General features: G+C 71.3%; 25 protein-coding genes. 12 read left to right on the forward strand and 13 right to left on the reverse strand.

The window, feature by feature from the left end; genetic code table 11:
- The first annotated feature begins 109 nt into the window (after positions 1-109).
- Entirely contained in the window at positions 110-1,447 is a 1,338-nt protein-coding gene (locus tag RR49_RS11935) for a hemolysin family protein (RefSeq protein ID WP_045248302.1), read from the forward strand.
- Positions 1,444-2,499 carry a hemolysin family protein gene (locus RR49_RS11940; RefSeq protein WP_045248303.1) on the forward strand — a complete coding sequence of 352 codons (1,056 nt, stop codon included), beginning with the start codon at positions 1,444-1,446 and terminating at the stop codon, positions 2,497-2,499. The genes RR49_RS11935 and RR49_RS11940 overlap by 4 nt, the downstream gene beginning before the upstream one ends.
- Positions 2,500-2,540: 41 nt before the next feature.
- Here RR49_RS11940 and RR49_RS11945 read toward each other — a convergent pair whose 3' ends face one another.
- Positions 2,541-3,608 (reverse strand): NADH:flavin oxidoreductase/NADH oxidase, encoded by a 1,068-nt coding sequence (locus RR49_RS11945; RefSeq protein ID WP_045248304.1) that lies wholly within the window; start codon positions 3,606-3,608, stop codon positions 2,541-2,543.
- Positions 3,609-3,667: 59 nt separating this feature from the next.
- Between RR49_RS11945 and RR49_RS11950 the strand changes: the two genes are divergently transcribed.
- The 4 genes from RR49_RS11950 to RR49_RS11965 all read left to right on the forward strand — a co-directional run bounded on the left by RR49_RS11950 (position 3,668) and on the right by RR49_RS11965 (position 7,582).
- Positions 3,668-4,537, forward strand: a complete 870-nt coding sequence (locus tag RR49_RS11950) for an ADP-dependent NAD(P)H-hydrate dehydratase (RefSeq protein WP_045248305.1) — start codon at positions 3,668-3,670, stop codon at positions 4,535-4,537.
- A 65-nt stretch (positions 4,538-4,602) separates the two neighbouring features.
- On the forward strand, positions 4,603-5,895 hold the full coding sequence (locus tag RR49_RS11955; protein WP_045248306.1) for a glycosyltransferase family protein: 1,293 nt from the start codon (positions 4,603-4,605) through the stop codon (positions 5,893-5,895).
- 16 nt (positions 5,896-5,911) lie between these two features.
- Positions 5,912-6,223, forward strand: a complete 312-nt coding sequence (locus RR49_RS11960) for a thiamine-binding protein (protein WP_045248307.1) — start codon at positions 5,912-5,914, stop codon at positions 6,221-6,223.
- 117 nt (positions 6,224-6,340) lie between these two features.
- Complete coding sequence (locus tag RR49_RS11965) at positions 6,341-7,582, forward strand: MFS transporter (protein WP_045248308.1); 1,242 nt, start codon at positions 6,341-6,343, stop codon at positions 7,580-7,582.
- 41 nt (positions 7,583-7,623) lie between these two features.
- Here RR49_RS11965 and metX read toward each other — a convergent pair whose 3' ends face one another.
- The 3 genes from metX to RR49_RS11980 form a co-directional block, all read right to left on the reverse strand.
- Positions 7,624-8,838, reverse strand: a complete 1,215-nt coding sequence (gene metX / locus RR49_RS11970; protein WP_045248309.1) for a homoserine O-acetyltransferase MetX — start codon at positions 8,836-8,838, stop codon at positions 7,624-7,626.
- Positions 8,839-8,878: 40 nt separating this feature from the next.
- Positions 8,879-9,898, reverse strand: a complete 1,020-nt coding sequence (locus RR49_RS11975) for a DUF2332 domain-containing protein (protein WP_045248310.1) — start codon at positions 9,896-9,898, stop codon at positions 8,879-8,881.
- A 139-nt stretch (positions 9,899-10,037) separates the two neighbouring features.
- On the reverse strand, positions 10,038-11,360 hold the full coding sequence (locus RR49_RS11980; protein ID WP_045248311.1) for a bifunctional o-acetylhomoserine/o-acetylserine sulfhydrylase: 1,323 nt from the start codon (positions 11,358-11,360) through the stop codon (positions 10,038-10,040).
- A gap of 188 nt (positions 11,361-11,548) precedes the next feature.
- Here RR49_RS11980 and RR49_RS11985 point away from each other — a divergent pair, with 188 nt between their 5' ends.
- Genes RR49_RS11985 through RR49_RS12000 form a run of 4 tightly spaced genes read left to right on the forward strand, consistent with a single transcriptional unit; the run spans position 11,549 to position 14,311 of the window.
- Positions 11,549-12,325: an SDR family NAD(P)-dependent oxidoreductase gene (locus RR49_RS11985; RefSeq protein ID WP_045248312.1), complete on the forward strand. Its 777-nt coding sequence runs from the start codon at positions 11,549-11,551 to the stop codon at positions 12,323-12,325.
- A gap of 50 nt (positions 12,326-12,375) precedes the next feature.
- Positions 12,376-12,885, forward strand: a complete 510-nt coding sequence (locus RR49_RS11990; RefSeq protein ID WP_045248313.1) for a phosphoribosyltransferase — start codon at positions 12,376-12,378, stop codon at positions 12,883-12,885.
- Between the two features lie 11 nt (positions 12,886-12,896).
- Positions 12,897-13,607, forward strand: coding sequence for a uracil-DNA glycosylase (locus RR49_RS11995; RefSeq protein WP_045248314.1), 711 nt, complete (start codon positions 12,897-12,899; stop codon positions 13,605-13,607).
- Between the two features lie 44 nt (positions 13,608-13,651).
- A complete protein-coding gene (locus RR49_RS12000; protein ID WP_045248315.1) occupies positions 13,652-14,311 on the forward strand; it encodes a GNAT family N-acetyltransferase in 660 nt (219 codons plus the stop codon).
- 12 nt (positions 14,312-14,323) lie between these two features.
- Here RR49_RS12000 and RR49_RS12005 read toward each other — a convergent pair whose 3' ends face one another.
- The 6 genes from RR49_RS12005 to RR49_RS12030 form a co-directional block, all read right to left on the reverse strand.
- Positions 14,324-15,115 (reverse strand): ABC transporter ATP-binding protein, encoded by a 792-nt coding sequence (locus RR49_RS12005; protein WP_045248316.1) that lies wholly within the window; start codon positions 15,113-15,115, stop codon positions 14,324-14,326.
- A complete protein-coding gene (locus RR49_RS12010; protein WP_045248317.1) occupies positions 15,112-15,921 on the reverse strand; it encodes an ABC transporter ATP-binding protein in 810 nt (269 codons plus the stop codon). Before RR49_RS12010 ends, RR49_RS12005 begins: the two co-directional genes overlap by 4 nt.
- Positions 15,918-16,802 carry an ABC transporter permease gene (locus tag RR49_RS12015; RefSeq protein ID WP_045248318.1) on the reverse strand — a complete coding sequence of 295 codons (885 nt, stop codon included), beginning with the start codon at positions 16,800-16,802 and terminating at the stop codon, positions 15,918-15,920. The genes RR49_RS12010 and RR49_RS12015 overlap by 4 nt, the downstream gene beginning before the upstream one ends.
- On the reverse strand, positions 16,799-17,749 hold the full coding sequence (locus tag RR49_RS12020; RefSeq protein WP_045248319.1) for an ABC transporter permease: 951 nt from the start codon (positions 17,747-17,749) through the stop codon (positions 16,799-16,801). Before RR49_RS12020 ends, RR49_RS12015 begins: the two co-directional genes overlap by 4 nt.
- Positions 17,746-19,251: an ABC transporter substrate-binding protein gene (locus tag RR49_RS12025; RefSeq protein ID WP_045248320.1), complete on the reverse strand. Its 1,506-nt coding sequence runs from the start codon at positions 19,249-19,251 to the stop codon at positions 17,746-17,748. Before RR49_RS12025 ends, RR49_RS12020 begins: the two co-directional genes overlap by 4 nt.
- Before the next feature lie 152 nt (positions 19,252-19,403).
- On the reverse strand, positions 19,404-20,348 hold the full coding sequence (locus tag RR49_RS12030; RefSeq protein WP_235557389.1) for an alpha/beta fold hydrolase: 945 nt from the start codon (positions 20,346-20,348) through the stop codon (positions 19,404-19,406).
- A gap of 112 nt (positions 20,349-20,460) precedes the next feature.
- On the opposite strand from RR49_RS12030, the gene RR49_RS12035 reads away from it, so the two are divergent.
- Together RR49_RS12035 and RR49_RS12040 are read left to right on the forward strand one after the other, a co-directional pair.
- On the forward strand, positions 20,461-21,189 hold the full coding sequence (locus RR49_RS12035; protein ID WP_045248321.1) for a tyrosine-protein phosphatase: 729 nt from the start codon (positions 20,461-20,463) through the stop codon (positions 21,187-21,189).
- Positions 21,186-21,728, forward strand: a complete 543-nt coding sequence (locus RR49_RS12040; protein ID WP_045248322.1) for a hypothetical protein — start codon at positions 21,186-21,188, stop codon at positions 21,726-21,728. Before RR49_RS12035 ends, RR49_RS12040 begins: the two co-directional genes overlap by 4 nt.
- Here the strand turns inward: RR49_RS12040 and RR49_RS12045 are convergent.
- The 3 genes from RR49_RS12045 to RR49_RS12055 form a co-directional block, all read right to left on the reverse strand.
- Positions 21,701-22,156: a hypothetical protein gene (locus RR49_RS12045; RefSeq protein ID WP_045248323.1), complete on the reverse strand. Its 456-nt coding sequence runs from the start codon at positions 22,154-22,156 to the stop codon at positions 21,701-21,703. The genes RR49_RS12040 and RR49_RS12045 overlap by 28 nt on opposite strands.
- Positions 22,153-22,968 carry an arginase family protein gene (locus tag RR49_RS12050; protein ID WP_045248324.1) on the reverse strand — a complete coding sequence of 272 codons (816 nt, stop codon included), beginning with the start codon at positions 22,966-22,968 and terminating at the stop codon, positions 22,153-22,155. The genes RR49_RS12045 and RR49_RS12050 overlap by 4 nt, the downstream gene beginning before the upstream one ends.
- A 71-nt stretch (positions 22,969-23,039) precedes the next feature.
- Positions 23,040-23,831 carry a PspA/IM30 family protein gene (locus tag RR49_RS12055; protein WP_045248325.1) on the reverse strand — a complete coding sequence of 264 codons (792 nt, stop codon included), beginning with the start codon at positions 23,829-23,831 and terminating at the stop codon, positions 23,040-23,042.
- Positions 23,832-24,024 lie beyond the last annotated feature (193 nt).

A 24,024-nucleotide genomic window follows, 5' to 3' on the forward strand; every position in this document is an offset into this window, starting at 1 on the left:
TCCCAGGCCGCCCATAGACTTCAACCACTATGGACGACCCCCCGAGTTGCAGACGATCGCCCCACCGACCCGCCTCCCACCGCTCTGACGCGCGAGGAGGTGATGCGTGATGGATTACGTCATGTTGGGCGTGGGGCTCCTGCTGACAGTCGGGACCGGCCTGTTCGTCGCGAGCGAGTTCGCGCTGGTCAACCTCGACCGCGCCGACCTCGAGGCGCGACAGGCCGCCGGTGAGTCCCGGCTCGCGCTGACGATCAGCGCGCTGAAGATCACGTCGACGCACCTGTCGAGTGCGCAGCTCGGCATCACGCTGACGACGTTGCTCACCGGTTACACGATGGAGCCGGCGATCTCGAACCTGCTGCGGCCGGTGCTCTCCGGCTGGGGGGTTCCCGACGGGGTGGTCACCGTGACCGCGGCGACCATCGCGATCGTGTTCGCGACCGTGATGTCGATGATCCTGGGCGAGCTCGTGCCGAAGAACTTCGCGCTCGCCGTGCCGCGTCAGACGGCCAAGCTCGTCATCCCGTTCCAGACGCTGTTCACCACCGTGTTCCGGCCCGCGATCGCCCTCCTCAACGGCAGCGCGAACAAGGTGCTGCGCGCCATGGGGATCGAGCCGAAGGAGGAGCTCTCGGGCGCGCGCACGGCGGAGGAGCTCTCGAGCCTCGTGCGGCGCTCGGCGAGCGCGGGCGTGCTGGAGGCCGACACGGCGACGCTCCTGAACCGCACCCTGACTTTCGCGCGCCTGTCGGCGGGAGACGTGATGACCCCCCGCCCGCGGGTGCACGCGCTCGCCGTCGACGCGACGGCGGACGACGTCGTCGCACTCGCCCGCGCGACCGGACACTCTCGCTTCCCGGTCTTTCAGGAGTCGGTCGACGACATCACCGGCATCGTGCATCTGAAGGCCGCGGTCTCGGTTCCGCGCGAGCGTCGGCGGGACGTGCCGGTCGCGGCGCTCGCGACCGAGCCGCTGCGGGTGCCCGAGACGGTGCACCTCGATCAGCTGATCTCCGAGTTGCGCGCCCGGGGCTACCAGATGGCGGTCGTCGTCGACGAGTACGGCGGCACCGCCGGGGTCGTCACCCTCGAGGACCTCGTGGAGGAGATCGTCGGCGAGGTGCTCGACGAGCATGATCGCCGCCGCGCCGACATCGTGCACGTGCGCGACTCGGTCTCGTTCGCCGGGTCGCTGCGTCCCGACGAGCTGCGCGAGCGCACCGGTGTGGTCGTGCCCGAGAGCGACGTCTACGACACGGTCGCCGGCTTCGTGATGGCCGGTCTCGAGCGCATCCCGGTCGTAGGCGACACGGTGGCGGTCGACGGCGGGAGTCTCGCGGTGACCCGCATGGACGGGCGACGCGTCGACCGACTCTCCTTCACCCCGGATGCCGCACCCGATGCCGTCGACGAGTCGGCCGCCGTGGAAGGGGGTGCCCGATGAGCGATTGGGCGGGACTTGCCTGGCTCGTCGTGCTGCTGCTCGGCAATGCCTTCTTCGTCGGCGCTGAGTTCGCCGTCATCTCTGCGCGCCGCTCCCAGATCGAACCTCTCGCGGAGCGCGGCTCGCGCTCCGCGAAGACCGCGCTGTGGGCGATGGAGCATGCGACCCTCATGCTCGCGACCAGTCAGCTCGGCATCACGATCTGCTCGCTGCTCATCCTGAACGTGTCGGAGCCCGCGATCCACCACCTCCTGGCGGTGCCGCTCGGCCTGACGGGTCTCGAGGAATCGGCCGTCGACGTGATCGCGTTCATCGTCGCTCTGCTGGTGGTCTCGTACCTGCATGTCGTGTTCGGTGAGATGGTGCCGAAGAACCTCGCGTTCTCGGTGCCGGACCGCGCCGTGCTGATGCTCGCGACGCCGCTCGTGTGGGTGTCGCGCATCTTCCATCCGGTGATCGCCACCCTCAACTGGATCGCGAACCACATCGTGCGCCTGTTCCGCGTCGAGCCCAAGGACGAGGCCGCCTCGACGTTCACGCTCGACGAGGTCGCCACGATCGTCGACCAGTCGCGCCGAGAAGGCGTGCTGGAGGACTCGGCCGGCACGGTGGCAGCCGCAGTGGAGTTCACCGACAAGACCGCGGGCGAGGTGGCGGTGCCGCTCGGTGAGCTCGTGACGTTGCCGACCTCGGTCACCCCGGCCGAGATCGAGAAGGCCGTCGCGACCCACGGCTTCTCGCGGTACGTGATCGTGGACGACGCCGGCGAGCCCACCGGGTACGTGCACCTCAAGGACGTGCTGCGGGTCGCGGGTGAAGGGGAGGACGACGAGAAGGTCGCGCGCCCGATCCCGGCCAAGCGCATCCACCGCATGGTGTCGCTGCGTGAGACGACCGAGCTCGAGGACGCCCTCGCTGCGATGCGGCGAAACGGACGCCACCTGGCTCTCGTGCGCGATGCGCACGCGGAGATCACCTCGGTGCTGTTCCTCGAGGACATCATCGAGGAGCTCGTCGGTGAGGTGGAGGACGCCACCCGTCGCGCGCGCTGAGGATGACGACCACTGAGGGGGCGGGCCGCAGGCCCGCCCCCTCAGTGCGTGCGGCGCCGGGCGCGTTCGTACTGCGGCGGCCACGGGACATCCGCCCCGATCTCGGTCGCCACGCGCAGGCCGAAGTGCGGGTCGCGCAGCCACTCGCGGGCGGCGAGGATCGCGTCGGCGTCGCCGGCGGTGAGGATGCTCTCGGCCTGCGGCCCGTTCGTGATGAGTCCGACCGCCGCCGCGGGGAGCCCTGCGTCGCGCAGCGCCCGGGCGAGCGGCACCTGATACCCGGGACCGACCGGGATCTGCTGGTGGGCCACGAGCCCGCCGGAGGACACGTCGAACAGATCCGCGCCGCGCTCGGCACTCCAGCGCGCCACCTCGACGACCTCGGCGACCTCGAGCCCGCCCGGTGCCCAGTCGGTGCCCGAGAAGCGCACGAAGACGACGGTGTCGGGGGCGGCGCGGCGCACCGCCTCGACCACCCGCAGCACGAGGCGGGCACGGTTCTCGAGGGAGCCGCCGTAGGCGTCGGTGCGGGTGTTCGCGAGCGGGGAGAGGAACTCGTGCAGCAGGTAGCCGTGCGCGGCGTGGATCTCGAGCACGTCGAATCCGATCGCAACGGCCCGGACGGCCGCCGCCGCGAAGTCGTCGACGATGCCGTCGATCTCCGCGATCGTCAGCTCGCGCGGATCGACGAGCCCCTCGAACGCGATCGACGAGGGGGCGACCGGCTCCCAGCCGCCGTCGGCAGGCGGCACGGTGCCGCGCTGCGGGGCGAACGGCGGCCAGGTCGACGCCTTCCGGCCGGCGTGCGCGAGCTGCACCCCGACGGCCGCGCCGCGCGCGTGCACCGACTCCACGATCGGCGCCCACGCCTGCTGCTGGGCGTCGTTCCAGAGGCCGACGTCGGCGGGGGAGATGCGCGCCTCGGGCGAGACGGCGGTGGCCTCGGCGATCACGAGGCCGGCGCCGCCGGTCGCGAACTGCGCGAGATGCACGTGGTGCCAGTCGTTCGGCACGCCCTCGACCGCGGAGTACTGGCACATCGGCGCCACCCACAGCCGGTTGCGCAGGGTGGTGCCGCGCAGGGTCAGCGGTGCGAACAGTGAGCTCATCGAGTCCTCCTCCGAGTCGGTGGCTGCCGGCCGCCGCGCCGCCCGGCTAAGGTGACGCCATGAGCGCTCCGGCCGTTGTCGACGCCGCCGCGGTGGCGCGGGTCCTGCGGGGGCCAACCGACGCCGATGACAAGTATTCCCGCGGTGTCGTGGGATTGCGTACGGGTTCGCTCGCGTATCCGGGCGCCGCGGTGCTGGGCGTCGAGGGCGCCTGGCGGGCGGGAATCGGAATGGTCCGCTACACCGGTCCGGCGCGTGAGCTCGTTCTCGCCGCGCGACCCGAGACGGTGACCGCGGATGGGCGTGTCCACACGTGGGTGGTGGGGTCGGGCACGGATGCCGCATCCCGGCCGTTCGCCGAGACCGAGACGCTCACTCGCCTGCTCGCGGGCAGTGTGCCGGTCGTCGTCGATGCCGGGGCGCTCGAGCTCGCGCCCGCCGCACACGCACCGGTGATCGTGACGCCGCACGCCCGGGAGTTTGCGCGGCTGCGGGCGCAACTGGGTCTCGATCACACCGACATCGAGGGCGATGACGGCCGGGCGGCAGCGGCATCCGAGACCGCGCGGGCGCTCGGCGCCGTGGTGCTGCTCAAGGGCGCGCGCACCGTCCTGGCGGCGCCCGACGGGCGCGTGCGAGTCGTCGCGGCGGGGACGCCGTGGCTCGCGACGGCGGGCACCGGGGACGTACTCGCCGGCGCGATCGGGGCGGTGGCGGCATCCGTCGTGGCAGGCCGCGTCGCGGGAGACACCGCCGTCGATCTCCTCGATGCGGCGGCCGCAGGCGCCTGGCTCCACGCGCGCGCCGGCGAGCTCGCGGCATCCCGGGCGGGCAACGGTCGACCGGGCCCCATCACCGCGCTCGACGTCGCGCGCGCCCTGCCCGAGGCCGTGGGGGAAGCGCTCGCGCGGGGGATTGCCGTTCGGTAACGGTTCCCGCGGGGCGTCGTCCTCTACAGGGAGCGGCACGGTTGCCCCTCGTACACTGGTCCGCGATGTCGAAACGTTCGGTGCTCTGGATCGCATTCGTGGTCGTGCACCTCGGTGTCGCCATTCTGGGATTCACCTACCCGAATCAGCCCATGGGCGACGTGTACAACGTGTACGAACCGTGGTCGGGCGCGTTCTTCCACGACGGACTCTTCCCCGTGCGGGACGCGTACTCCGGGATCGTGCACGATTCGTACTTCGGCTACGTCGGCATCGACACCGGCTGGGTCTACCCACAGCTGGCGATCTTGCCGATGCTCGCCTCCTGGCTGTTCGCCTGGGCCGGCGGGTACACGATCGGCTGGGCCGTCGTGGTCACACTGCTGGATGCCGCCGCTTTCGCCGTGCTCATCGGCCGCGGCCGATCGAACGGGCGCAACGCGGGAGCCTGGTTCTGGCTCGCGTTCATCGCGCTGCTCGGCCCGGTCTACGTCTACCGTCTCGAGGCGGTCACCGTGGCGCTGTCGGTCGCGGGCATCCTGTGGCTGGCGCGCCGACCGTGGCTCGGATCCGCACTGCTGGCGGTCGCGACCTGGATCAAGGTGTGGCCGGCCGCGCTGGTCGGCGCGGCGCTCATCGCGCTGCACCGACGATGGGTCGTGGCTGCATCCGCGGCGATCGTCACCGCGCTCGTCGTCGTGCTGGTCGCGGCGGCCGGAGGCGGGCAGTACGTGTTCGGGTTCGTGGGGGACCAGACCACGCGCTCGCTGCAGATCGAGTCGCCGGTGAGCTCGATCTACCTGTGGATGTACTACGTGGGCGTGCCGACATCCGGCATCGGGTGGGATCCCAACCTGCTGACCTTCTATGTGACCGGCCCCGGTGTCGACCCGGTCATCAGCGTGATGACGCCGCTCCTCGGAGTGGGTGTTCTCGCAGTCGCCGGCGTGGGTGCGTGGAAGAAGTACCGCGGCGCGACCTTCGGCGGGCTGCTCCCGTCGCTGTCCCTCGGCCTCGTGCTCGCGTTCATCGTGCTGAACAAGGTCGGCTCGCCGCAGTACATCGCCTGGATCGTGCCGCCCCTCGTCTACGGCCTGGTGCTCGATCGCGGGCGCTGGTGGAAGCCGGCGACCCTCGCGCTCCTCATCGCCCTGGCGACCCAGATCGTGTATCCGCTGGTGTACTTCAACATCCTCATCGTGGACCTCGGGCCGCTGCTGGTGCTGACCATCCGCAACATCCTTCTCGTGGTGCTGTTCGTCTGGACGATCGTGCTGCTGGTCCGCGTGCCGGTGCACCCCCAGATCGCTGCCCGCCGCGACCATCGCGTGCCGCCCGCGCCCGTCACCGCCGACTGATCTTCCGGAGGTCACCATGCTCGTCGCGTTCTCCGTCGCTCCCAGCGGCACGGGTCGTGAAGACGGCTCGGTGCACGATGCGGTGGCGGCCGCTGTGCGCATCGTGCGCGACTCGGGTCTGCCGCACCGCACGACGAGCATGTTCACCGAGATCGAGGGCGACTGGGACGACGTCCTCGATGTCGTCCGGCGTGCGACGGAGGCGGTGCTGCCGTTCGGGTCCCGCGTCTCGCTCGTGCTGAAGGCCGACATCCGCCCGGGCTACACGGGTGAGCTCGATGCGAAGATCGAGCGCCTCGAACGGGCCATCGACGACTCTGAGGAGTAGACCCGAGGGCCTCGCGTGCACGCTCCGATCTGCGCGCGCGGACGTGTATGGCGGCGGGTGCGAGCGTGGGCGCCGAAACGATTCGACAGGGGTCGATCCCGGGCGTACCATTTTGTTGTGACCTCCCCTCAGATATCGAAGGGGGCGGCAACGGCGGCGCTTCTCTCCTTGGCCATCGGCAGCTTCGCGATCGGCATGGGCGAATTCGTCGTCATGGGCCTGTTGCCGAACGTCGCGCAGGACCTGCTGCCCCAGACGTGGGCCACCGCCCCCGGCGACGCGATCGCCCAGGCCGGCTGGCTCATCAGCCTGTACGCGCTCGGCGTCGTCATCGGCGCGCCCACCATCGCCGGGTTCGTCGCACGCTATCCGCGCCACCGCGTCATGCTCGTGCTGTCGATCGTGCTCGCCGTCGGCAACCTGCTCACCGTGCTCGCGCCGACCTTCGGGTGGGTCGCGGTCGCGCGCCTCGTGACGGGACTGCCGCACGGCGCCTACTTCGGCATCGGCGCCCTCGTCGCCGCCGACGTGATGGGTCCGGGCAAGCGGGCCAAGGGTGTCGCGTTCATCCTCACGGGTCTCACCGTCGCGAACGTGGTCGGCGTGCCGCTCGGCACGTTCCTCGGGCAGCAGATCGGATGGCGCGCCGCCTACGGCGTGGTCGCCGTGCTCTGGGTGGTCACGGCGATCATGATCGCCCTGTTCGTGCCGGCCCACCCCGGCGACCCGGGCCGCACCATGCGCGCGGAGCTGCGGGTGTTCCGTATCCCGCAGGTGTGGTTCACCCTCGCGCTCGGCGCGATCGGCTTCGGCGGGTTCTTCGCGCTCTACAGCTACGTCGCGCCGATGGTCACGGATGTCGCCCACGCGCCCGAGTGGGTCGTGCCGATCGTGCTCGTGCTCATGGGCGTCGGGATGACGATCGGAAACATCATCGGCGGCTACCTCGCCGACATCAACCTACGGCGCACCCTCCTCGGCGGGCTGCTGTCGATCGCGCTGGTGCTGGTGATCCTCGCGCTCGTGTCGCACTGGATCGTCCCGCTCGCGGCCCTCGTGTTCGTCATGGGGCTGGTGTCGTCGTCGGTGAATCCGACCGCGCAGACCCGTCTCATGGATGTCGCGGAGGACAACCAGTCGATCGCGGCCGCCCTCAACCACTCGGCGTTCAACATCGGCAACAGCCTCGGCGCATTCCTCGGCGGCGTCGTGATCGCGTGGGGCTGGGGGTTCGTCGCGCCGGCGTGGGTCGGTGTCGGTCTTGCGCTGATCGGCTTCGGCATCGCGTGGCTCTCGTTCCGCGTCGAGGACAGGTCTCGTCGCCGCGCGGGCCTGGCGATCGCCGGTCCCGCGGACTGACGCCTGCTCCCGGACTGACCGGGACGGCTGCTTCGCGCGTGTCAGCCGGCGGGTGCGTCGAGCAGCCGCCGCAGGTGCCCGCCGACCTCGTCGGACTCGATGAGGAAGCCGTCGTGGCCGAAGTCGCTCGAGATGACGACCGCCCGGTCGCCGTCGAGCGTGCGCCGGATGCTGCGCGCGATGCGGTGCTGGCCGTCGACGGGGAAGAGTCGGTCGCTGTCGATGCCCAGCACGAGGGTCGTGGCGGTGATCCGTCGCAGCGCCTCCTCGACGCCGCCCCGGTCGCGGCCGACGTCGTGCGAGTTCATGGCCTCGACGAGCGTCACGTAGGCGTTCGCGTCGAAGCGGCGCGTGAACTTGTTGCCGTGGAAGTCTAGGTAGGACTCCACGGCGAAGCGTCCGCCGTGGCCGAGGGGCGAGACATCCGACTGCCACGACCGCTGGAAGCGCAGGTTCAGCTCTTCGGGACTGCGGTAGTTCAACAGCGCCATGCGGCGCGCGAGCGCGAGCCCACGGTGCGGTCCCTCACCGGCGGCCGCGTCGTAGTAGTCGCCGCCCTCGAACCCGGGGTCGAGGCGGATGGCCGCGAGCTGGGCGGAGTTCAGAGCGACCTGGTCGGCGGTGACGATCGGGGGAGCGGCGAGGACGCCGAGCCGGGCGACCCGCTCGGGATGCGAGATCGCCCACTCGAGGGCGTGCATACCGCCCATGGATCCGCCGATCACCCCCGCGAACCGCTCGATGCCCAGCGCATCGACCAGCCGCAGCTGCGCCTCGACCTGGTCGCGGATCGTGAGATACGGGAAACGCGCACCCCACTCGGCGCCACGTGGTCCGATGCTCGCTGCACCCGTCGATCCCTGGCAGCCGCCGAGCATGTTGGGGGCGATGACGAACCACCGGTCGGTGTCGATCGGAGCGCCGGGTCCGACGATGTCCCCCCACCAGCCGTCGGTCGGATGCCCCGGCCCGCCCTCGCCGCGCACGTGCGAGTCGCCCGTGAGGGCGTGCAGCACGAGCACGGCGTTGTCGCGGGCGGGGGAGAGCTCACCCCAGGTCTCGAAGGCGAGCCGGTAGGCGGGGAGGGTGGCCCCGCCCTCGGTCGTGAACGCGCCGAAGGCGGCGAACCGTCGGTCGCCGGCCGGATCGCCGTCACGCCACGCCCCGGTCGCCGGGGGGCGGCCGCCGAGGCGGCGGGCGTCGGCTTCCGAAACCGGCGCGCTCGGCACCGTGTCCTCGGAAGTCTGCCAGTCCATCGCTCCATTCTCCCCGCCCGTGGCGCTGCTCCGGGGACTGTTACGCGAACGGGGTGATCTCGTAGGTCGCGCCGTGCTGCCCGGCGAGGGCGATCGGGGTGCCGTTGCGTCGCTGCACGAATCGGTGGTGCGCTCGAAGGTCGGCGGGGAGCCGATCGTCGAGCGCCGGGAAGGTGCCGCGGCTCTCATTGGACAGCCAGGTCACCCGGCGGCCGAGCCGTCGACCGAGGTCTCCCACGAGCGCGACGAACGTGTCGCGTTTCGCGGCATCCGGGTACATCAACACCGCGCTGTGGAACACCACGAGGTGCGCGTCCGCCGGTGCTGTCGCAGCGAGCGCCTCGAGGTCGTCGACGAGGTCGCCGCTGACGATCCGGGGCGGGGCGGATGCCGCGGCATCCGCTGCCTGACGAAGTCGTGCGATGCGCGCGTCGTGGTCGGGGCCCGGCCACACCAGAAGCTCGAGCCAGCGCAGCGCTTCGGGGTCGCGCACGTCGATGGGGGCAAGGTCGAGCCCGGCGCGCCAGGCCACATCCACCGGTCCGGTCGGCACCGCCGCAGCGTCGTCGACGGTGCACCGGAGGTCGATGGTCGGGCCTGCGGCAGCCGGCTCGTGCAGGAACTCGCCTGCGGGAGTCGTGTACGTCACCCGGCAGTGGTCGGGGAAGAGGCACAGTCCGCCCGCGGCGCCCACCTCGAGCAGGGCGACCGGCCCGTCGAGCCGTGACAGCGGCGGCAGCCATGTCGCCGCGCGGCCGGGTTCATTGGTCTGGGTGGAATGCGTCGCCGAGATCTCGGAAATGCGATCCCACGCGTCGAGCAGCTCCTCTCGCACCTCGGCGTACGGGTGCAGTGGCACTCCGGCGCGACGCGCGGCGGCGAACAGCAGGTTCGCCTGCTGCTGGCGGCGCGGCAGTGCGGTGAGGCGTCGCAGCACCTCGGCGTCCTCGGCGATCGCGCAGGCCCAGTCCTCGTACAACGGCGACGTGCCGTGCGCCCAATACCGGCCGAAGTCGTCGTAGTAGGCGGCGAGCTCTCGCTCGTCGTCGGCGTCGCCCATGCGCACCCCCTCGATGTGACGGATGCCGCCAGCCTGCCTCACGATCGGTCGAGTGGCCAGTCGCAGGGCGGTGTCGGGGCCGCAACCGACGACGCCCCCGCCCGGAATCCGGACGGGGGCGTCGATCGCCTGAGGAGGGTCAGACCCGCGCGGCCTCAGCGACCGTGCGGGCGGCGCCGAGCGCCTGCTCGAGGTCGGCCTTGAGGTCGTCGATGTTCTCGATGCCGACCGAGAGGCGCACGAGGCCGGGGGTGACACCGGTCGTGAGCTGCTGCTCGGGGGTCAGCTGCGAGTGCGTGGTCGAGGCAGGGTGGATGACGAGCGAGCGCACGTCGCCGATGTTCGCGAGGTGGCTGAACAGGGTCAGCGCGTTCACGAACGCACGGCCGGCCTCGACGCCGCCCTTGAGCTCGAACGAGAGCACCGCGCCGACGCCCTTCGGGGCGTAGCGGTTGGCGGCGGCGTACCAGGGCGAGGTGGGCAGGCCCGAGTAGTTCACGCTCGCGACGTCCTCGTGGTTCTCCAGCCACTCGGCTATCTCCTGCGCGTTCTGCACGTGACGCTCGATGCGCAGCGACAGGGTCTCGAGGCCCTGGATGAGCAGCCAGGCGCTCTGCGGTGCGATGGCGGCGCCGAGGTCGCGCAGCAGCTGCACGCGGGCCTTGATGATGTACGCGAGACCGTCGCCGACCGCCGCGGTGTAGCTGGCGCCGTGGTACGAGGGGTCGGGCTCGGTGAGACCGGGGAACTTGTCGACGTTCTGCGACCACGGGAAGGTGCCGCCGTCGACGATGATGCCGCCGATGGTGGTGCCGTGACCGCCGATGAACTTCGTCGCCGAGTGCACCACGATGTCGGCGCCGTGCTCGAACGGACGGATGAGGTACGGCGTCGCGATCGTGTTGTCGACGATCAGCGGCACGCGGTTCTCGTGCGCGATGTCGGCGACCGTGCGGATGTCGAGCACGTTGATCTTCGGGTTGCCGATCGTCTCGGCGAAGAAGAGCTTCGTGTTCGGGCGCACCGCGCGGCGCCACTCCTCGGGGTCGTCCTGGTTCTCGACGAAGGTCGTCTCGATGCCGAGCTTGGCGAGGGTGTACTTGAAGAGGTTGTAGGTGCCGCCGTAGATCGAGCTCGACGAGACGATGTGGTCGCCGGCCTGCGCGATGTTCAGCACGGCGAACGACTCCGCCGCCTGGCCGCTCGCAACGAGGAGCGAACCGGTGCCGCCCTCGAGCGCGGCGAGGCGCTGCTCGACGACATCCTGGGTGGGGTTCTGGATGCGGGTGTAGATGTTGCCGAACTCGGCCAGCGCGAAGAGGTTCGCGGCGTGGTCCGTGTTGTCGAACACGTAGGAGGTGGTCTGGTAGATCGGCGTGGCACGAGCCTTGGTGACAGGGTCGGGCTGCGCGCCGGTGTGAACCTGCTTGGTCTCGAAACGCCAGTTCTCGGAAGAGGTCATCGGTGCTCCTCTGGGGTGCGGGTGGTGAAGTGGTCGGTGGCTTGCCACGACAGTAGGGGGCGTGCCGGGAGCCGACAAGGGCGCCGACTCGCCGCGTAACACGACGTTCAGCCCCGTCATAGCAACGACGGATGCCGCTCCCTCCGCCCGTGTCTGAGCACCCGCCCGCGCCCGCTAGCGTGGACGGTATGACCAAGCGTGCGGTAGTGACGGGGGCAAGTTCGGGGATCGGCGAGGCGACGGCGCGCAAGCTCCGTGCCGACGGGTGGGACGTGGTGGCCGTCGCCCGCCGCGCGGACCGTCTCGAGGCGCTCGCGGCCGAGACCGGCGTGGTCCCGTTCGCCGCCGACCTCACCGTCGCCGCCGACGTCGCCGCGCTCCGCGATTTCCTCGCCGCCTCCGGATCGGTGAACAGCGTGATCCAGGTCGCGGGTGGTGCTCGCGGCACCGATCACGTCGCCACCGGGGATGTCGACGACTGGCAGTGGATGTACGACGTCAACGTCCTGTCGACGCAGCGGGTCGTGGCATCCCTTCTGCCCCTGCTGCGCGAGGCCGCCAAGGCCGACGGTGTCGCCGACATCGTGATCGTGACCTCGACCGCGGCGCGCGTCGCCTACCAGGGCGGCGGCGGGTACAACGCGGCGAAGGCGGCGGAGTCGGCTCTCGCCCAGGCGCTGCGCCTCGAGCTCAACGGTGAGCCGCTGCGCGTCGTCGAGATCGCGCCGGGCATGGTGCAGACCGAGGAGTTCTCGCTCAACCGACTCGGCGGAGATCAGGGTGCCGCCGACAAGGTGTACGAGGGTGTCGAGGCGCCGCTCGTCGCCGACGACATCGCCGACCTCATCGCGTACGCGGTCGAGGCACCCGGCCACGTGAACCTCGACCTCGTCATCGTGCGTCCGGTGGCTCAGTCGGCGCAGCATGTGCTCGCCCGCGGCCCGCTGCACGTGCGGGAGGGCTGAGCGCCTAGGCTGGTGCGGTGCGCCGCTCGGCGCGGGAAGGACGGCGTCGAGTGGGCGAGGCGAACGAGGAGCGCGAGCATCTGACCTGGGACGGCTTCGGCGAGGCGTCGAGGTCGCTGTCGCGGGACATCCTCGCGGCCGGGTTCGTGCCCGAGGTCGTCGTGGCGATCGCCCGTGGCGGTCTGCTGCCGGCCGGTGCCATCGCGTACGGGCTGGGCATCAAGAACTGCGGCGCGATCAACGTCGAGTTCTACACCGGCATCGGCACCGTGCTCGACGCCCCCGAGGTGCTGCCGCCGGCGCTCGACCTCTCCTACCTCGAGGGGCGGAAGGTGCTGCTCGTCGACGACGTCGCCGACAGTGGCCGCACGCTCGATCTCGCCGTGAAGCTGCTGGTCGACCGGGGCGCCGAGGTGCGCTCGGTGACGATCTACACGAAGCCGACCACCATCATCGAGCCGGACTTCTCCTGGAAGCGCACCGATCGCTGGATCAACTTCCCGTGGTCGTGGAAGGGCTCGGTCCTCGAAGAGGACGGCGGCCTGCCCGCATCCGCCTGAGAGGCACCGGGATGGCGATGAGTCTGACCGAGCTCGCCGCCGCGGGGCTGGTCGACGAGGGCTGGGCGCGGGCGCTCGAGCCGGTCGCCGCGGACATCGCCGCGCTCGGCGATCGTCTGCGCGCCGAGATCGCGGAGGGTCGCCACTACCTGCCGTCGGGCGACCGGGTGCTGCGGGCGTTCGCCCGCCCGCTCGCCGAGGTGCGGGTGCTGATCGTCGGGCAGGACCCGTATCCGACACCCGGGCATCCGATCGGACTCTCGTTCGCGGTCGACGCGCATGTGCGGCCGCTGCCGCGCTCGCTGGAGAACATCTACCGCGAGCTCGCCGACGACCTCGACCTGCCGAAGGCGCCGCACGGCGACCTGTCGGCATGGGCCGATCAGGGCGTCATGCTGCTCAACCGCGTGCTCACCGTCGCGCCGGGTCAGCCCGCATCCCACCGCGGCTGGGGCTGGGAGAAGGTGACCGAGCACGCGATCCGCACCCTCGTCGCGCGGCAGACGCCCACGGGCGAGGCGGCTCCGCTCGTGGCGATCCTGTGGGGTCGGGATGCCGCGAACCTCCGTCCGCTGCTGGGCGAGACGCCGATCATCGAGTCGCCGCATCCGTCACCGCTGTCGGCGCACCGCGGCTTCTTCGGGTCGCGCCCGTTCTCCCGCGCGAACGCGCTGCTGGAAGAGCGCGGCGTCGCCCCGGTCGACTGGCGCATCCCGGCCTGACGGCGCCGTGCGTCGCGCGGCCGTCGTGCGCGTATCCTGGGCGCATGCTGGAGGAGGAATACAACCCGTCGCGCTGGACCCTGTTCCGGCAGCAGCAGCGTCGCGCCGAACTGTCGGAGCGGCCCTTCAGCTACGAGATCCGTGCCGCAGAGGAGAGCGATCTCGCCGACATCCGCGAGATCTACAACTACTACGTCACCAACTCCGTCGTGACCTTCGACGAGAAGAAGTGGTCGCTCGCGAAGTGGCGTGACAAGTTCGCCTACCTGCAGAAGCAGAAGATGCCCTTCCTCGTCGCCGAGTCGCCGACCGGGCAGGTGCTCGGGTACGCGCTCGTGCAGCCGTGGGCGGGCAAGTCCGCGTTCCGCTTCACCGTCGAGGACTCGATCTACCTCGGTCACGCGTCGTCGGGCAAGGGCCTCGGCCGTGCCCTGCTCGAGGCGCTGATCGCCGCGTGCGAGGCGAACGGCATCCGCGAGATCGTCGCCGTCATCAGCGACAAGGGCGCGGAGGGCTCCCTGGTGCTGCACGAGAAGCTCGGCTTCGTCGAGGTCGGTCGGATGGGCCGCGTCGGCTTCAAGTTCGGCCGGTGGCTCGGCACGGTGTACCTGCAGAAGTCGCTGAAGCCGACGAAGAAGCGCGGGCTGTTCGGGCGGCTGCGAGACAGCCCCGACGACACCCGAGCCGACGCCGACGCCGACTGACGCGGCGCGGTCTCAGATGCCGGGGAGCGTCGGGATCGCGGCGAGCAGCTGACGGGTGTACGGATGCTGCGGCTGCGCGAGCACCCGCGCGGTCGTCCCGCGCTCGACGATGCGCCCGGAGGACATGACCACGACCTCGTCGCAGATGCTCTGCACGACCCCGATCTCGTGGGAGACGAGCACGAGGGTCAGGCCCTCGCTGCGGCGCAGGTCGGCCAGCACCTCAAGGATCTGCGCCCGCACCGACACATCGAGGGCCGACAGTGGCTCGTCGCCCACGAGGATGCGCGGCCGGTGCACGATGGCCCGTGCGATCGCGATGCGCTGGCGCTGCCCGCCCGAGAATTCGTGCGGGTAGCGGGCCGCGGCATCCGCATCGAGACCGACGGCCGCGAGCACTTCGGCGACGCGCGCGCGACGGTCGCCGTCGATGCCCAGCGCCCACAGCGGCTCGGCGATGATGCGGCCGACGCGCATGCGGGCATCGAGAGAGGCGTACGGATCCTGGAAGACGATGCCGGTCTCGCGCCGCAGCCAGTGCAGGGCGCGGGCGGGGGAGGCGGCATCCACCTCTCGGCCGTCGATGCGCACACTGCCGGTGGTCGGCGCGTCGAGTGCGAGCAGCAGCCGCACGAGCGTGGACTTGCCCGACCCGGACTCGCCGATGACCCCCAGCGCCGAGCCCTCGGTCACGTCGAGGTCGACACCGTCGAGCGCCGTCGTGGTCTCGCGCGGGCCGAACAGGGCGCGGCGCGGCCCGCGGTGCACCCGCGTGAGCCCGCGGGCCTCGATGAGCGCGGTCATGCGGACTCCTCGGGCAGGTCGGATGTCGCGGCCCCGCGCCACAGCGTCGCCGCGGCGTCGCGCAGCAGGCCCCGCGTGACGGGCGAGGCGGGCTCGGTGAGAAGGGTCGTGAGGGGACCGGTCTCGACCACCCGTCCGGCCGAGAGCACGACCGCTTCGGTCGCGACCTGGGCGAGCACGGCGAGGTCGTGGGTGATGAACACGAGCGACATGCGGTCCTCGTCGGCGAGTCGGCGCAGCAGTTCGAGGATGCCGGCCTGCACGGTGACGTCGAGTGCGGTGGTCGGCTCGTCGGCGACCAGCAGGCGGGGGCGTGCGGCCAGGGCCATCGCGATCGCGACGCGTTGACGCTGCCCGCCGGAGAGCTGGTGCGGGTAACGCGCCACGATGCGTTCGGGGTCGGGCAGTGCCACACGGCGGGCGCCCTGGACGGCGAGGCGGCGCCGCTCGGTGCGGGAGCGCTCACCGTGGATCGCGGCCGCCTCGGAGATCTGGCGGCCGACAGTGCGCACCGGGTCGAGGGCCGTCAGCGGGTCCTGGAACACCATGGCGAGTTCCCGCCCGCGACGACGGGCGAGCTCGCGGTCGCGCAGCCCGACGAGTTCGACCCCCTGCCACCGGATGCTGCCCGACACTGCCGCGCCGTCGGGCAGCAGTCCCAGCAGCGCCCGCGCGGTGAGCGACTTGCCCGAGCCGGACGCGCCGATCAGCCCGACGCGCGCCCCCTCGGGCACCGCGAACGTGACGCCGTCGACGACGCGCACGCCGCCGATCTCGACGACGAGGTCGGTCACCTCGAGGCTCACGCGACCACCCCCGGCACGTGGGTGCGGGCGCGGCGGGCGCTGCCGCCGCTCGCGCGCAGCAGGGGATCGGTCGCCTCGCGCAGGGCGTCACCGAGCAGGTTCAGCCCGAGCACGGTGAGCGAGATCGCAAGCCCCGGCCAGACGACCGACAGCGGGTACACGCTGATGTACTGCTGCAGCTGCGAGAGCAGGAGGCCCCACGAGGCATCCGTCACCGGCGCCCCGAACCCGAGGTACGACAGCCCCGCCTCGGCGAGCACCGCCACCGCCATGCCCCACGACAGCTGCACGATGAACACCGGCAGCACGTTCGGCAGCAGGTGCCGCCACAGGTTCTGCGCGGGGGTCAGGCCCGCCGCGCGCCCCGCGAGCACGACGTCGCTCAGCAGCACGCGACGCAGCTCGGGTCTCGTGACGCGGGCGATGTTCACCCCGAATCCGATGCCCACCGCGACGATGACCACCCAGACCGACCCGCCCCAGACCGCGGTGATCATCATGGCGATCAGCAGCACGGGGAACGCGATCAGCACGTCGACGACGACCGCGACGCTCTCGCGCACGAGGCGCGGCGTGAGGGCGCCGAGCGCGGCGAGCACGAGACCGAGCACGGTCGCGATGATCCCCGCGCCGACCGCGACGACGACCGTGGTGCGGGCGCCCGCCATGAGCAGGCTCAGGATGTCGCGGCCCGTCGCGTCCGTGCCGAGCAGGTGCGGCCAGCTCGGCAGCTGCCAGCGGATCTCGACGTCGGTGCGCTGCGGATCGAACGGGGTCCAGACCAGGGCGACGGCGGCGGTCGCCAGCACCGCGGCGGCGATGACGAGCCCGATGCGGCCGGCGGGGAGTCGCCACACCCGGGCGATCACACTGTCGCTCATGACGCCTCCCGCTGTCTCGGGTCGATGAGCCGGTGCACCAGGTCGACGGCGAAGCCGACGATGAGCACGAAGGCGGTGAGCGCGAGCAGCTCGCCCTGCACCTTCGGGATGTCCCGTGCCTGCACGTCGGCCACCAGCATCCGTCCGATGCCGGGCAGGGAGAAGAGCTGCTCGATGACGACGGCGCCCACGATGATCGCCGCGATCTGCAGGCCGAGCACGCTGATGATCGAGAGCCCCACGTTCGGCAGCCCGTGGCGCACGAGTGCGCGTGTGCGGGTGAGGCCCTTCGCGGCGGCGGCGGTCACGTAGTCCTGGTCGAGGGCCTGCAGTGTCGCCGAGCGCACGAAGCGCATGAGCAGCGCACCCTCGACGACGCCGATGGTCAGCGCCGGGAGGATGAGGGCGCGCAGCGCGAGCCCTGGATCCGACCAGCCCGAGCGGGGGAAGCCTTGCGCGGGCAGCCAGCCGAGGGTCACGGCGAAGACGATGACGAGCATCATGCCCGCCCAGACGACCGGAACCGCGGCCACGGCCTGCGCGCCGATGCTCAACGCCGCACCTCCCGCGCGGTGCCGTTGCACGGCGGCCACGACGCCGAGGGGCAGGGCGATGACGACGGCGATGAGCAGCGACAGCAGGCCGAGCGGCAGTGTCACCTGCGCCTTCTGTCGCAGCTCGTCGCTCACCGAGCTTCCGGTGACGAGCGAGGTGCCCAGGTCGCCGCGCAGCGCTCCGCCGATCCAGTCGAGGTATTGCAGCGGCAGCGGACGGGTCAGGCCCAGCTGATCCCGGATCCGCGCGATCTGCTCGGCAGTCGCGTTGGTTCCGGCGATCAGCTGGGCCACGTCACCCGGCAGCACGTGCAGGGTGAGGAAGATCAGCACGCTGGCGAGGAACAGGCCCAGGATCAGCAGGGCCAGCCGTGTCAGCGTGAATCTGATCACCCGTTGCTCTTCTCCAGGGTGGCGAGGTTGATGCGAGAGTTGACGTTGTCGGCGGGGAAGCCGGTGATGCCCTTGCCGACGGCGACGACCGACTCCCAGTTGTACAGCCAGTCGGCGGCGTTGTCGTCAGCGACGATCTTCGCAGCCTGCGCGAGCAGGTCGTCCACCTGCTGGTCGCTGGTCGCGGCGATCGCCTGCTGGTAGAGCGCCTGCACCTGCGGGTTGTTGAACGTGAAGTAGTAGCTGCCGTTCGCCCAGGTGTTGCCGAAGTCTCGCGGCTCGGCGTGGTCGACGAGGCTGAGGTCGTAGTTCTTGTTCGTGTAGACGTCGTTGAGCCACGTCGTGAAGTCGACGCTGTTCACCTTGAGGGTGATACCGGCGTCGGCGAGGTTCGAGGTGAGCAGCTGCGGGATGGTCGTGCCGTAGAACGAGGGCACGGTGAGCGTCAGCGTCAGGTTCGACACTCCCGCGTCAGCGAGAAGCTGCTTGGCCTTGGCCGGGTCGTGGCTGATCGTCGACGACAGGTCCTGGTAGCCGGGGTCCGGCTGCGGGATCGGACCGTAGAGGGGTTTGCCGGAGCCGACAGCGGCGATGATCGCGTTGTGGTCGATCGCGAGGCGGATCGCCTCGCGTACACGGGTGTCGTTCAGCGGCGCCTTCGTGCTGTTGAAGGCGAGCACGAACTTGTCGGTCGCGCTGCCTTTGACGACCGAGAAGTCGCCGCCCTTCTCGACCTGAGAGCTGAGAGTGGCGTCGAAGCCGGTGATGACATCGACCTCGCCCGACTGGGCGGCGGAGATCGCGGCCTGGTTGTCGGGGATGATGTCGAAGACGACCTCGGCGACCTTCGCCTTGTCGCCCCAGTAGGCGTCGTTGCGGGCGAGCGTGATGTTCGCGCCCTGGTTCCACGACTTCAGCGTGAAGGGTCCGGTGCCGTTCGCCTTCGTCTTGTAGTCGACGGTGTCGCCCTTCTTCAGGATGATGCCGGCGCGCCCGGTGAGGTTCCACAGCAGCTGGGAGTCGGGCGACGAGAGGGTGAGCGTGATGGTGTTGCCGCTCGCGCTGATGTTCGACACGTGCGAGAGCGTGGAGCTGTTGGCCCATGTGCTCTCGTCGCGGTGCTGCGTGAGCGACCACACCACGTCGTCGGGCGTCAGCGCCTGACCGTCGTCGAAGGTGACGCCGTCGCGCAGCGTGAACGTGTAGGTGAGCGCATCGGAGGACACCGTCCAGGCGCTCGCGAGCGAGGCGACGATCTTCTGGTCGGGCGTGCGCGAGACGAGGCCCTGATACACGTTGTCGATCAGAACCTGGTCGAGGGCGACCCCCGCGGTCTGGCGGATGTCGAGGTTGGTGGGCTCCAGTGCCAGTCGGATGTTGACCGTGGCGTTGGGGTCGCCGGAAGCGGTCGGTGCGCTGCTGCCCCCGGCGGAGCAGGCGGTGAGTGCGAGGGCGGCGGCGGCCAGGATGGCGGCCCCGGCCAGTGCGGTGCGGCGGAACATGCGGGATCCTCTCGGTGCGGGGATGTCCGTGCTGTGGAACGTCCGTGCGGGGGAAGGGCGCGCGCCGGATCGGCGAGCTTCCCTCAGCCTAGGTCGGGGGCACCGGGCCGCGGCCCAGATGACCGGCCGCCGTCACACGGCGACACGCGACGTCACACGGCCGGTGATCGGCGGCCGGAGGCCGCACGCACGAGGGCCGCCAGCTCGGCCGGGATGTCCTCCTGCACGTTGTGACGCGCAGGCACGGAGACGACGGATGCCGCGGGCAGGCGCCGCGAGAAATCATCGGCGTCACCCGCCGAGACGAACCCGCGCTCGCCGCGGATGAGGGTGATCGGTGCGGTCACGGCGGCGAGGTCGTGCCACCCCGACTCGGACAGCAGATCGCGCACCGCGGAGTCCAAGGTCGGGGCGTCCGCGTCGCCGTTCGCGACGGCGGCGGCGAGGTGCGCGAAGTGATGCTTCCACTCGACGCGGCCGTCCTCGCGCACCCGCGAGTTCAGATAGACGCCGCGGGTCGCCGCGCCACGGCTGCCGCCGAGCCCGAAGGACAGCGCGCGCTCGACCAGCTCGTCGCGGCTCGCCCACGAGGTCGGGCCGGCGAAGAAGGCGCGGATCTGCGCGGGCCCCTCGTCGGGGTTCACGCCGGGGGTGATGTCGACGATCACAAGGCTCGCGACGAGGTCGGGCCGCCGTGCGGCGACGGATGCCGCGGTCAGCCCGCCGAGCGACTGCCCGACGAGCGTCTGCGGCGACGTGGTCCAGGCCTCGAGCGCCCGCACGACGTCGTCCGCGAGAGGACCGGCCGTGTACGCGGCATCCGATCGCCACGAAGAGTCGCCGTGACCGGCGAGGTCGATCGAGAGCGCCGGCAGCCCGAGGGCCAGGATCGTCGTGTCGAACGTGTGGGCGTTCAGACCCGCTCCGTGAAGGAATGTGACGGCAGGCGGCGCGTCGCCGAAGCGCAGGGCGCTCAGGGTGCGGCCGTCGGGAAGCGCGAGGGTCAACCGCTCGGCGGCGGGGATCGGCCCGGTGGCGCCCAGTTCGGCGGCCTGGGCGGGGAGGAAGGAGAACTCGTCGAAAGCGTCGTCGGTCACCCGCACATTCTGCACCGCACCGCCGGCGGCGGGCGCCGCGTCGTTAGGCTGACAGCGTGACCGCCCCCCGCTCCGCACGCCCGTCTTCTGCCCGCACCCGAGGGTGGCGCTCATGAGCGGTGCGAGCATCGAGTTGGTCTCGGGAGTCACCAACTTCCGCGACGTCGGCGGCCTCCCGGCCGGGGCCGGCACGACCCGGCACGGGGTGCTGTTCCGGTCGGGGGCGCTGTCTCGTCTCGACGACGACGGGCGACGCACCCTGCACGAACTCGGCGTCGAGCGCATCGTCGACCTGCGATCCGACGACGAGCTGGCGCGCGAGCCCAGCCGGGTGGACGGACTGGGCGTCGAAACCGTGCGCGCGCCGATGTTCGTGGGATCGCTCGAGTCATTCCTCGCCAGCGGCGTCACGCTCGACGACTCCTACCTCGACCTGCTCGAGAACGCCGGGGAGCGCATCGCCACCGTGGCGCACAGCATCGCGGCGGGGCATCCGACTCTCGTGCACTGCGCGATCGGGAAGGACCGCACCGGAGTCTCGGTCGCGGTGACCCTCGCCGCCGCCGGTGTCGACGACGAGGCGATCGTGGACGACTACGCCCTCACCGAGCAGAACCTGCCGGCCTCGCGGGCCCGGCAGATCCGGGCGTGGCTGGCGCGCGCACACCCGGGCAGCCGCCACCTCGAAGAGCTCTACCTGCACTCACCGGCCCGCGCGATGCGGCATGTGCTCGCGCACCTGCACGAGCGCTGGGGCGACGGCGGTGCCTACCTGCGGGAGGCGGGCGTGTCGGCCGACGAGCTCGCCGCGCTGCGGTCGGCCTTGGTGATCGCCCCGTGAGCACGTCGCCGGAGCGCACCGCCGCGAAGCCCCCGCTCCTGGTGCCGCGCTGGATCGCGGTGTGGTTCGTGGTGACAGCCCTCATCCAGACCTACGACGCCTGTTACGAGCTGCTCGGCCCGCTCTCGCACGCCGGTGGACCGCTCGCCTGGTTCTGGCCGGGGCACGTGTTCTACAGCTCGTTCGACCAGCGCTACGCCCAGGCCGACGCGTTCGGCAGCGCGCAGAGCTGGGCGAACCTGCTCGAGGTGATCGCGCTGATCTGGGTGCTCACGCACCTGCGACGCTGGTCGGGCGTCGTGCTCGGCCTGATCGTGAGCGTCGCGACCTTCTGGAAGACCGTGCTCTACTTCCTCGTCGAGGCCTCGAGCGGACTCGAGATGACCCGACAGTCGCTCGAACGCGGCGACATCGCGGGGTTCCTCAGCGTCGCCGTGCTGCCGAACCTGGTGTGGATCGTCGTGCCGTTCGCGGTGATCGTCGTGCTCGGCCGTCGCATCGTGCGGCGGCTTCAGGCCACCGAGGTGCGCGGCACGTAGTTGCCGTCCTCGAGGCCCGCCTCGATCTCGAACCGGTTGCGGAGGGCGTCGCGCCCCGCGAGCGTGTAGAGCACGGGCATGAGGAACCCGTAGCGGCGCCACTGGCGGGCGTGCACCGCCTCGTGACGCAGCACCCGGTCGTCGAGCCGGCCGTCGCCCGTGAGGAAGCAGTTGCCGACGCAGACGCCGCCGCGGGCGAAGGTCCATGACGGCATGCCGCGGAACACCCACAGCTCGCCGCGGCGCTCGACCCGCCCCCGGCTCCACAGGAACCCCCAGGTCCAGCCGACGGTGCAGCCGTACCAGAAGCCGACACGGCTGATCGGGGAGTCGAGCAGCACGGACGGGATGAACCGGTCGAGCCGTCGTCCGCGGGCGACGGCCGCGTCGGCCCGGGCGCGCCAGTCGGCCGGGATGCCGCGGCTCACGCGAGTGCGCCGACGAGTCGCAGGATCGTGCCGAGGTCATCGACCGCGGCCGCGGCGCTGGCCGGCGCGAAGCCGGTGATCGACGCACCCGCGAGCGGCACCCGGGCGCGGAGCGCCGCGAGGGCGGCGACGATGCGCGCCGGATCGGCGCCGAACGGCGACGCGGCGGTCAGCCCCGTGATGGCGGCGGGGTCGAGCACGTCGAGGTCGAGGTGCACCCACACCGCGTCGGCATCCGTCTGGCTCACGGCGTCTGCGAGCGCAGTGTCGGCGAGATCGACGGCGTCGAGCCGGGCGAGCGGGGTGTCGGCGAGGAACGCCGACTCGGCGACATCCAGATCGCGGGCACCGACCAGCACGGTGCGGGACGGCGCGATGCCGGGGGAGACCGCGAGTGAGGACTCGCCGTCGCCGAGCGCCGCGCGCAGTGCCATGCCGGCGAACGCGCCCGACACCGAGGAGTCCGGGGTGTGCAGGTCGCCGTGCGCATCGAACCAGACGAGGCCGAGACGCTCGTTGCGGGCGGCGGCGTGGGCGATGCCGCCGAGGGCGACGCTGCAGTCGCCGCCGACGATCACGATGCGGTCGGTCTCCGAGGCGAGGAGGTCGTCGATGCGGGCGCGGGTCTGCTGCAGGGTGCTCAGGCGGTGCACGCGGGTGCCGAGCGCGTCACCCGCCTCGAGCGGCACGTCCACCCGCACGCACGCCGATCGCGGCAGGTCGCCGGCGATCGCCTCGGCACCGTCGACGAGCTGCATGGCCCGCGCGGCGGGCGACCCCTGCCACTGCGGCACGACCACGAACCGGGTCATCGGGACTCCTTGCGACGGTGGGCGGGGAAGCGAGAGGGCCGGATGCCGCGGCATCCGGCCCTCTCGTGACCTCAGGGCTGCTGACGGTACTCGTCGGCCTGAGGGAGTGCCTGCGGCTGGGGGGTCGCCGCCGGGTTCAGGGCGGCGGGCGCGGCCCCGGCCTTGAGGGCGGCGAGACGCGCCTCGACCTCGGTGAGCTCGCCGACGTCCTCGAGCGACTCGAACTGGGCGTCGAGGCTGGATGCGGCCAGCTCCGCCTTGCCGGCGGCGAGGGCCTCCTGGCGGCGGATCTTCTCCTCGAAGCGGCCGATCTCGCTGGTCGGGTCGAGCAGGTTCACGCTCTTGACGGCGTCGTGCACCTTGTTCTGCGCCTCGGCGACCTTGGCGCGCGCGACGAGCTCGTTCCGCTTGGTCTTGAGCTCCTCCAGCTTGCCCTTCATGCCGTTCAGGCCCGACTTGAGCTTCTCGACGACCTCGGTCTGCGCCGCGATCTGGGGGGCTGCGGCCTTGGCCTCGGACTCCTCGGAGATCTGACGCTGGATCGCGATCTTGGCGAGGTTGTCGAACTTGTCGGCGTCGGCGAGGTTGCCGACCCCGCGGAACTCGTCGGCCTTGCGGCTGGCGGCGAGGGCCTTGTTGCCCCATTCGGCCGCGGCCTGCACGTCCTCCTGGTGGTCGCGCTCGAGCAGGCGCAGGTTGCCGATCGTCTCCGCGATGGCCGACTCGGCCTCGCGGATGTTGTTCGTGTAGTCGCGGATGAGCTGGTCGATCATCTTCTGCGGGTGCTCCGCCTGATCGAGCAGCGCGTTCACGTTCGCGCGCACGAGGGTCGAGATCCGTCCGAAGATCGATTCCTTGGCCATCGAAGTCCTTTCCGAGGGGGCCGCCCGCGCGGCACCGGCCGCGAGGCGGTCATGGGTGCGATTCGAGTCTATGCATCCGCGGGAATGGGGGCGAGAGGATGCCCCGACTCCGGGGATTCTCCCGGCGGACGGTGCCCGCGCAGCCCGCGGAGGGGCGGACGGGCGGGTCGCGGGCGGGTCGCGGGCTCGGTGT

Source organism: Microbacterium ginsengisoli (assembly GCF_000956535.1).
GTDB lineage: Bacteria > Actinomycetota > Actinomycetes > Actinomycetales > Microbacteriaceae > Microbacterium > Microbacterium ginsengisoli.

What these genes read in the sequence shown, in the direction of transcription:
- RR49_RS11985 (WP_045248312.1), top strand. Translation starts at nt 11,549, where the DNA reads ATGACCAAGCGTGCGGTAGTGACGGGGGCAAGTTCGGGGATCGGCGAG.
- RR49_RS11975 (WP_045248310.1), bottom strand. Translation starts at nt 9,898, where the DNA reads ATGGGCGACGCCGACGACGAGCGAGAGCTCGCCGCCTACTACGACGAC.
- RR49_RS12035 (WP_045248321.1), top strand. Translation starts at nt 20,461, where the DNA reads ATGAGCGGTGCGAGCATCGAGTTGGTCTCGGGAGTCACCAACTTCCGC.
- RR49_RS11995 (WP_045248314.1), top strand. Translation starts at nt 12,897, where the DNA reads ATGGCGATGAGTCTGACCGAGCTCGCCGCCGCGGGGCTGGTCGACGAG.
- RR49_RS12025 (WP_045248320.1), bottom strand. Translation starts at nt 19,251, where the DNA reads ATGTTCCGCCGCACCGCACTGGCCGGGGCCGCCATCCTGGCCGCCGCC.
- RR49_RS12015 (WP_045248318.1), bottom strand. Translation starts at nt 16,802, where the DNA reads ATGAGCGACAGTGTGATCGCCCGGGTGTGGCGACTCCCCGCCGGCCGC.
- RR49_RS12000 (WP_045248315.1), top strand. Translation starts at nt 13,652, where the DNA reads ATGCTGGAGGAGGAATACAACCCGTCGCGCTGGACCCTGTTCCGGCAG.
- RR49_RS11940 (WP_045248303.1), top strand. Translation starts at nt 1,444, where the DNA reads ATGAGCGATTGGGCGGGACTTGCCTGGCTCGTCGTGCTGCTGCTCGGC.
- RR49_RS12055 (WP_045248325.1), bottom strand. Translation starts at nt 23,831, where the DNA reads ATGGCCAAGGAATCGATCTTCGGACGGATCTCGACCCTCGTGCGCGCG.
- RR49_RS12050 (WP_045248324.1), bottom strand. Translation starts at nt 22,968, where the DNA reads ATGACCCGGTTCGTGGTCGTGCCGCAGTGGCAGGGGTCGCCCGCCGCG.
- RR49_RS11980 (WP_045248311.1), bottom strand. Translation starts at nt 11,360, where the DNA reads ATGACCTCTTCCGAGAACTGGCGTTTCGAGACCAAGCAGGTTCACACC.
- RR49_RS11960 (WP_045248307.1), top strand. Translation starts at nt 5,912, where the DNA reads ATGCTCGTCGCGTTCTCCGTCGCTCCCAGCGGCACGGGTCGTGAAGAC.
- metX (WP_045248309.1), bottom strand. Translation starts at nt 8,838, where the DNA reads ATGGACTGGCAGACTTCCGAGGACACGGTGCCGAGCGCGCCGGTTTCG.
- RR49_RS11935 (WP_045248302.1), top strand. Translation starts at nt 110, where the DNA reads ATGGATTACGTCATGTTGGGCGTGGGGCTCCTGCTGACAGTCGGGACC.
- RR49_RS12005 (WP_045248316.1), bottom strand. Translation starts at nt 15,115, where the DNA reads ATGACCGCGCTCATCGAGGCCCGCGGGCTCACGCGGGTGCACCGCGGG.
- RR49_RS11955 (WP_045248306.1), top strand. Translation starts at nt 4,603, where the DNA reads ATGTCGAAACGTTCGGTGCTCTGGATCGCATTCGTGGTCGTGCACCTC.
- RR49_RS11950 (WP_045248305.1), top strand. Translation starts at nt 3,668, where the DNA reads ATGAGCGCTCCGGCCGTTGTCGACGCCGCCGCGGTGGCGCGGGTCCTG.
- RR49_RS11945 (WP_045248304.1), bottom strand. Translation starts at nt 3,608, where the DNA reads ATGAGCTCACTGTTCGCACCGCTGACCCTGCGCGGCACCACCCTGCGC.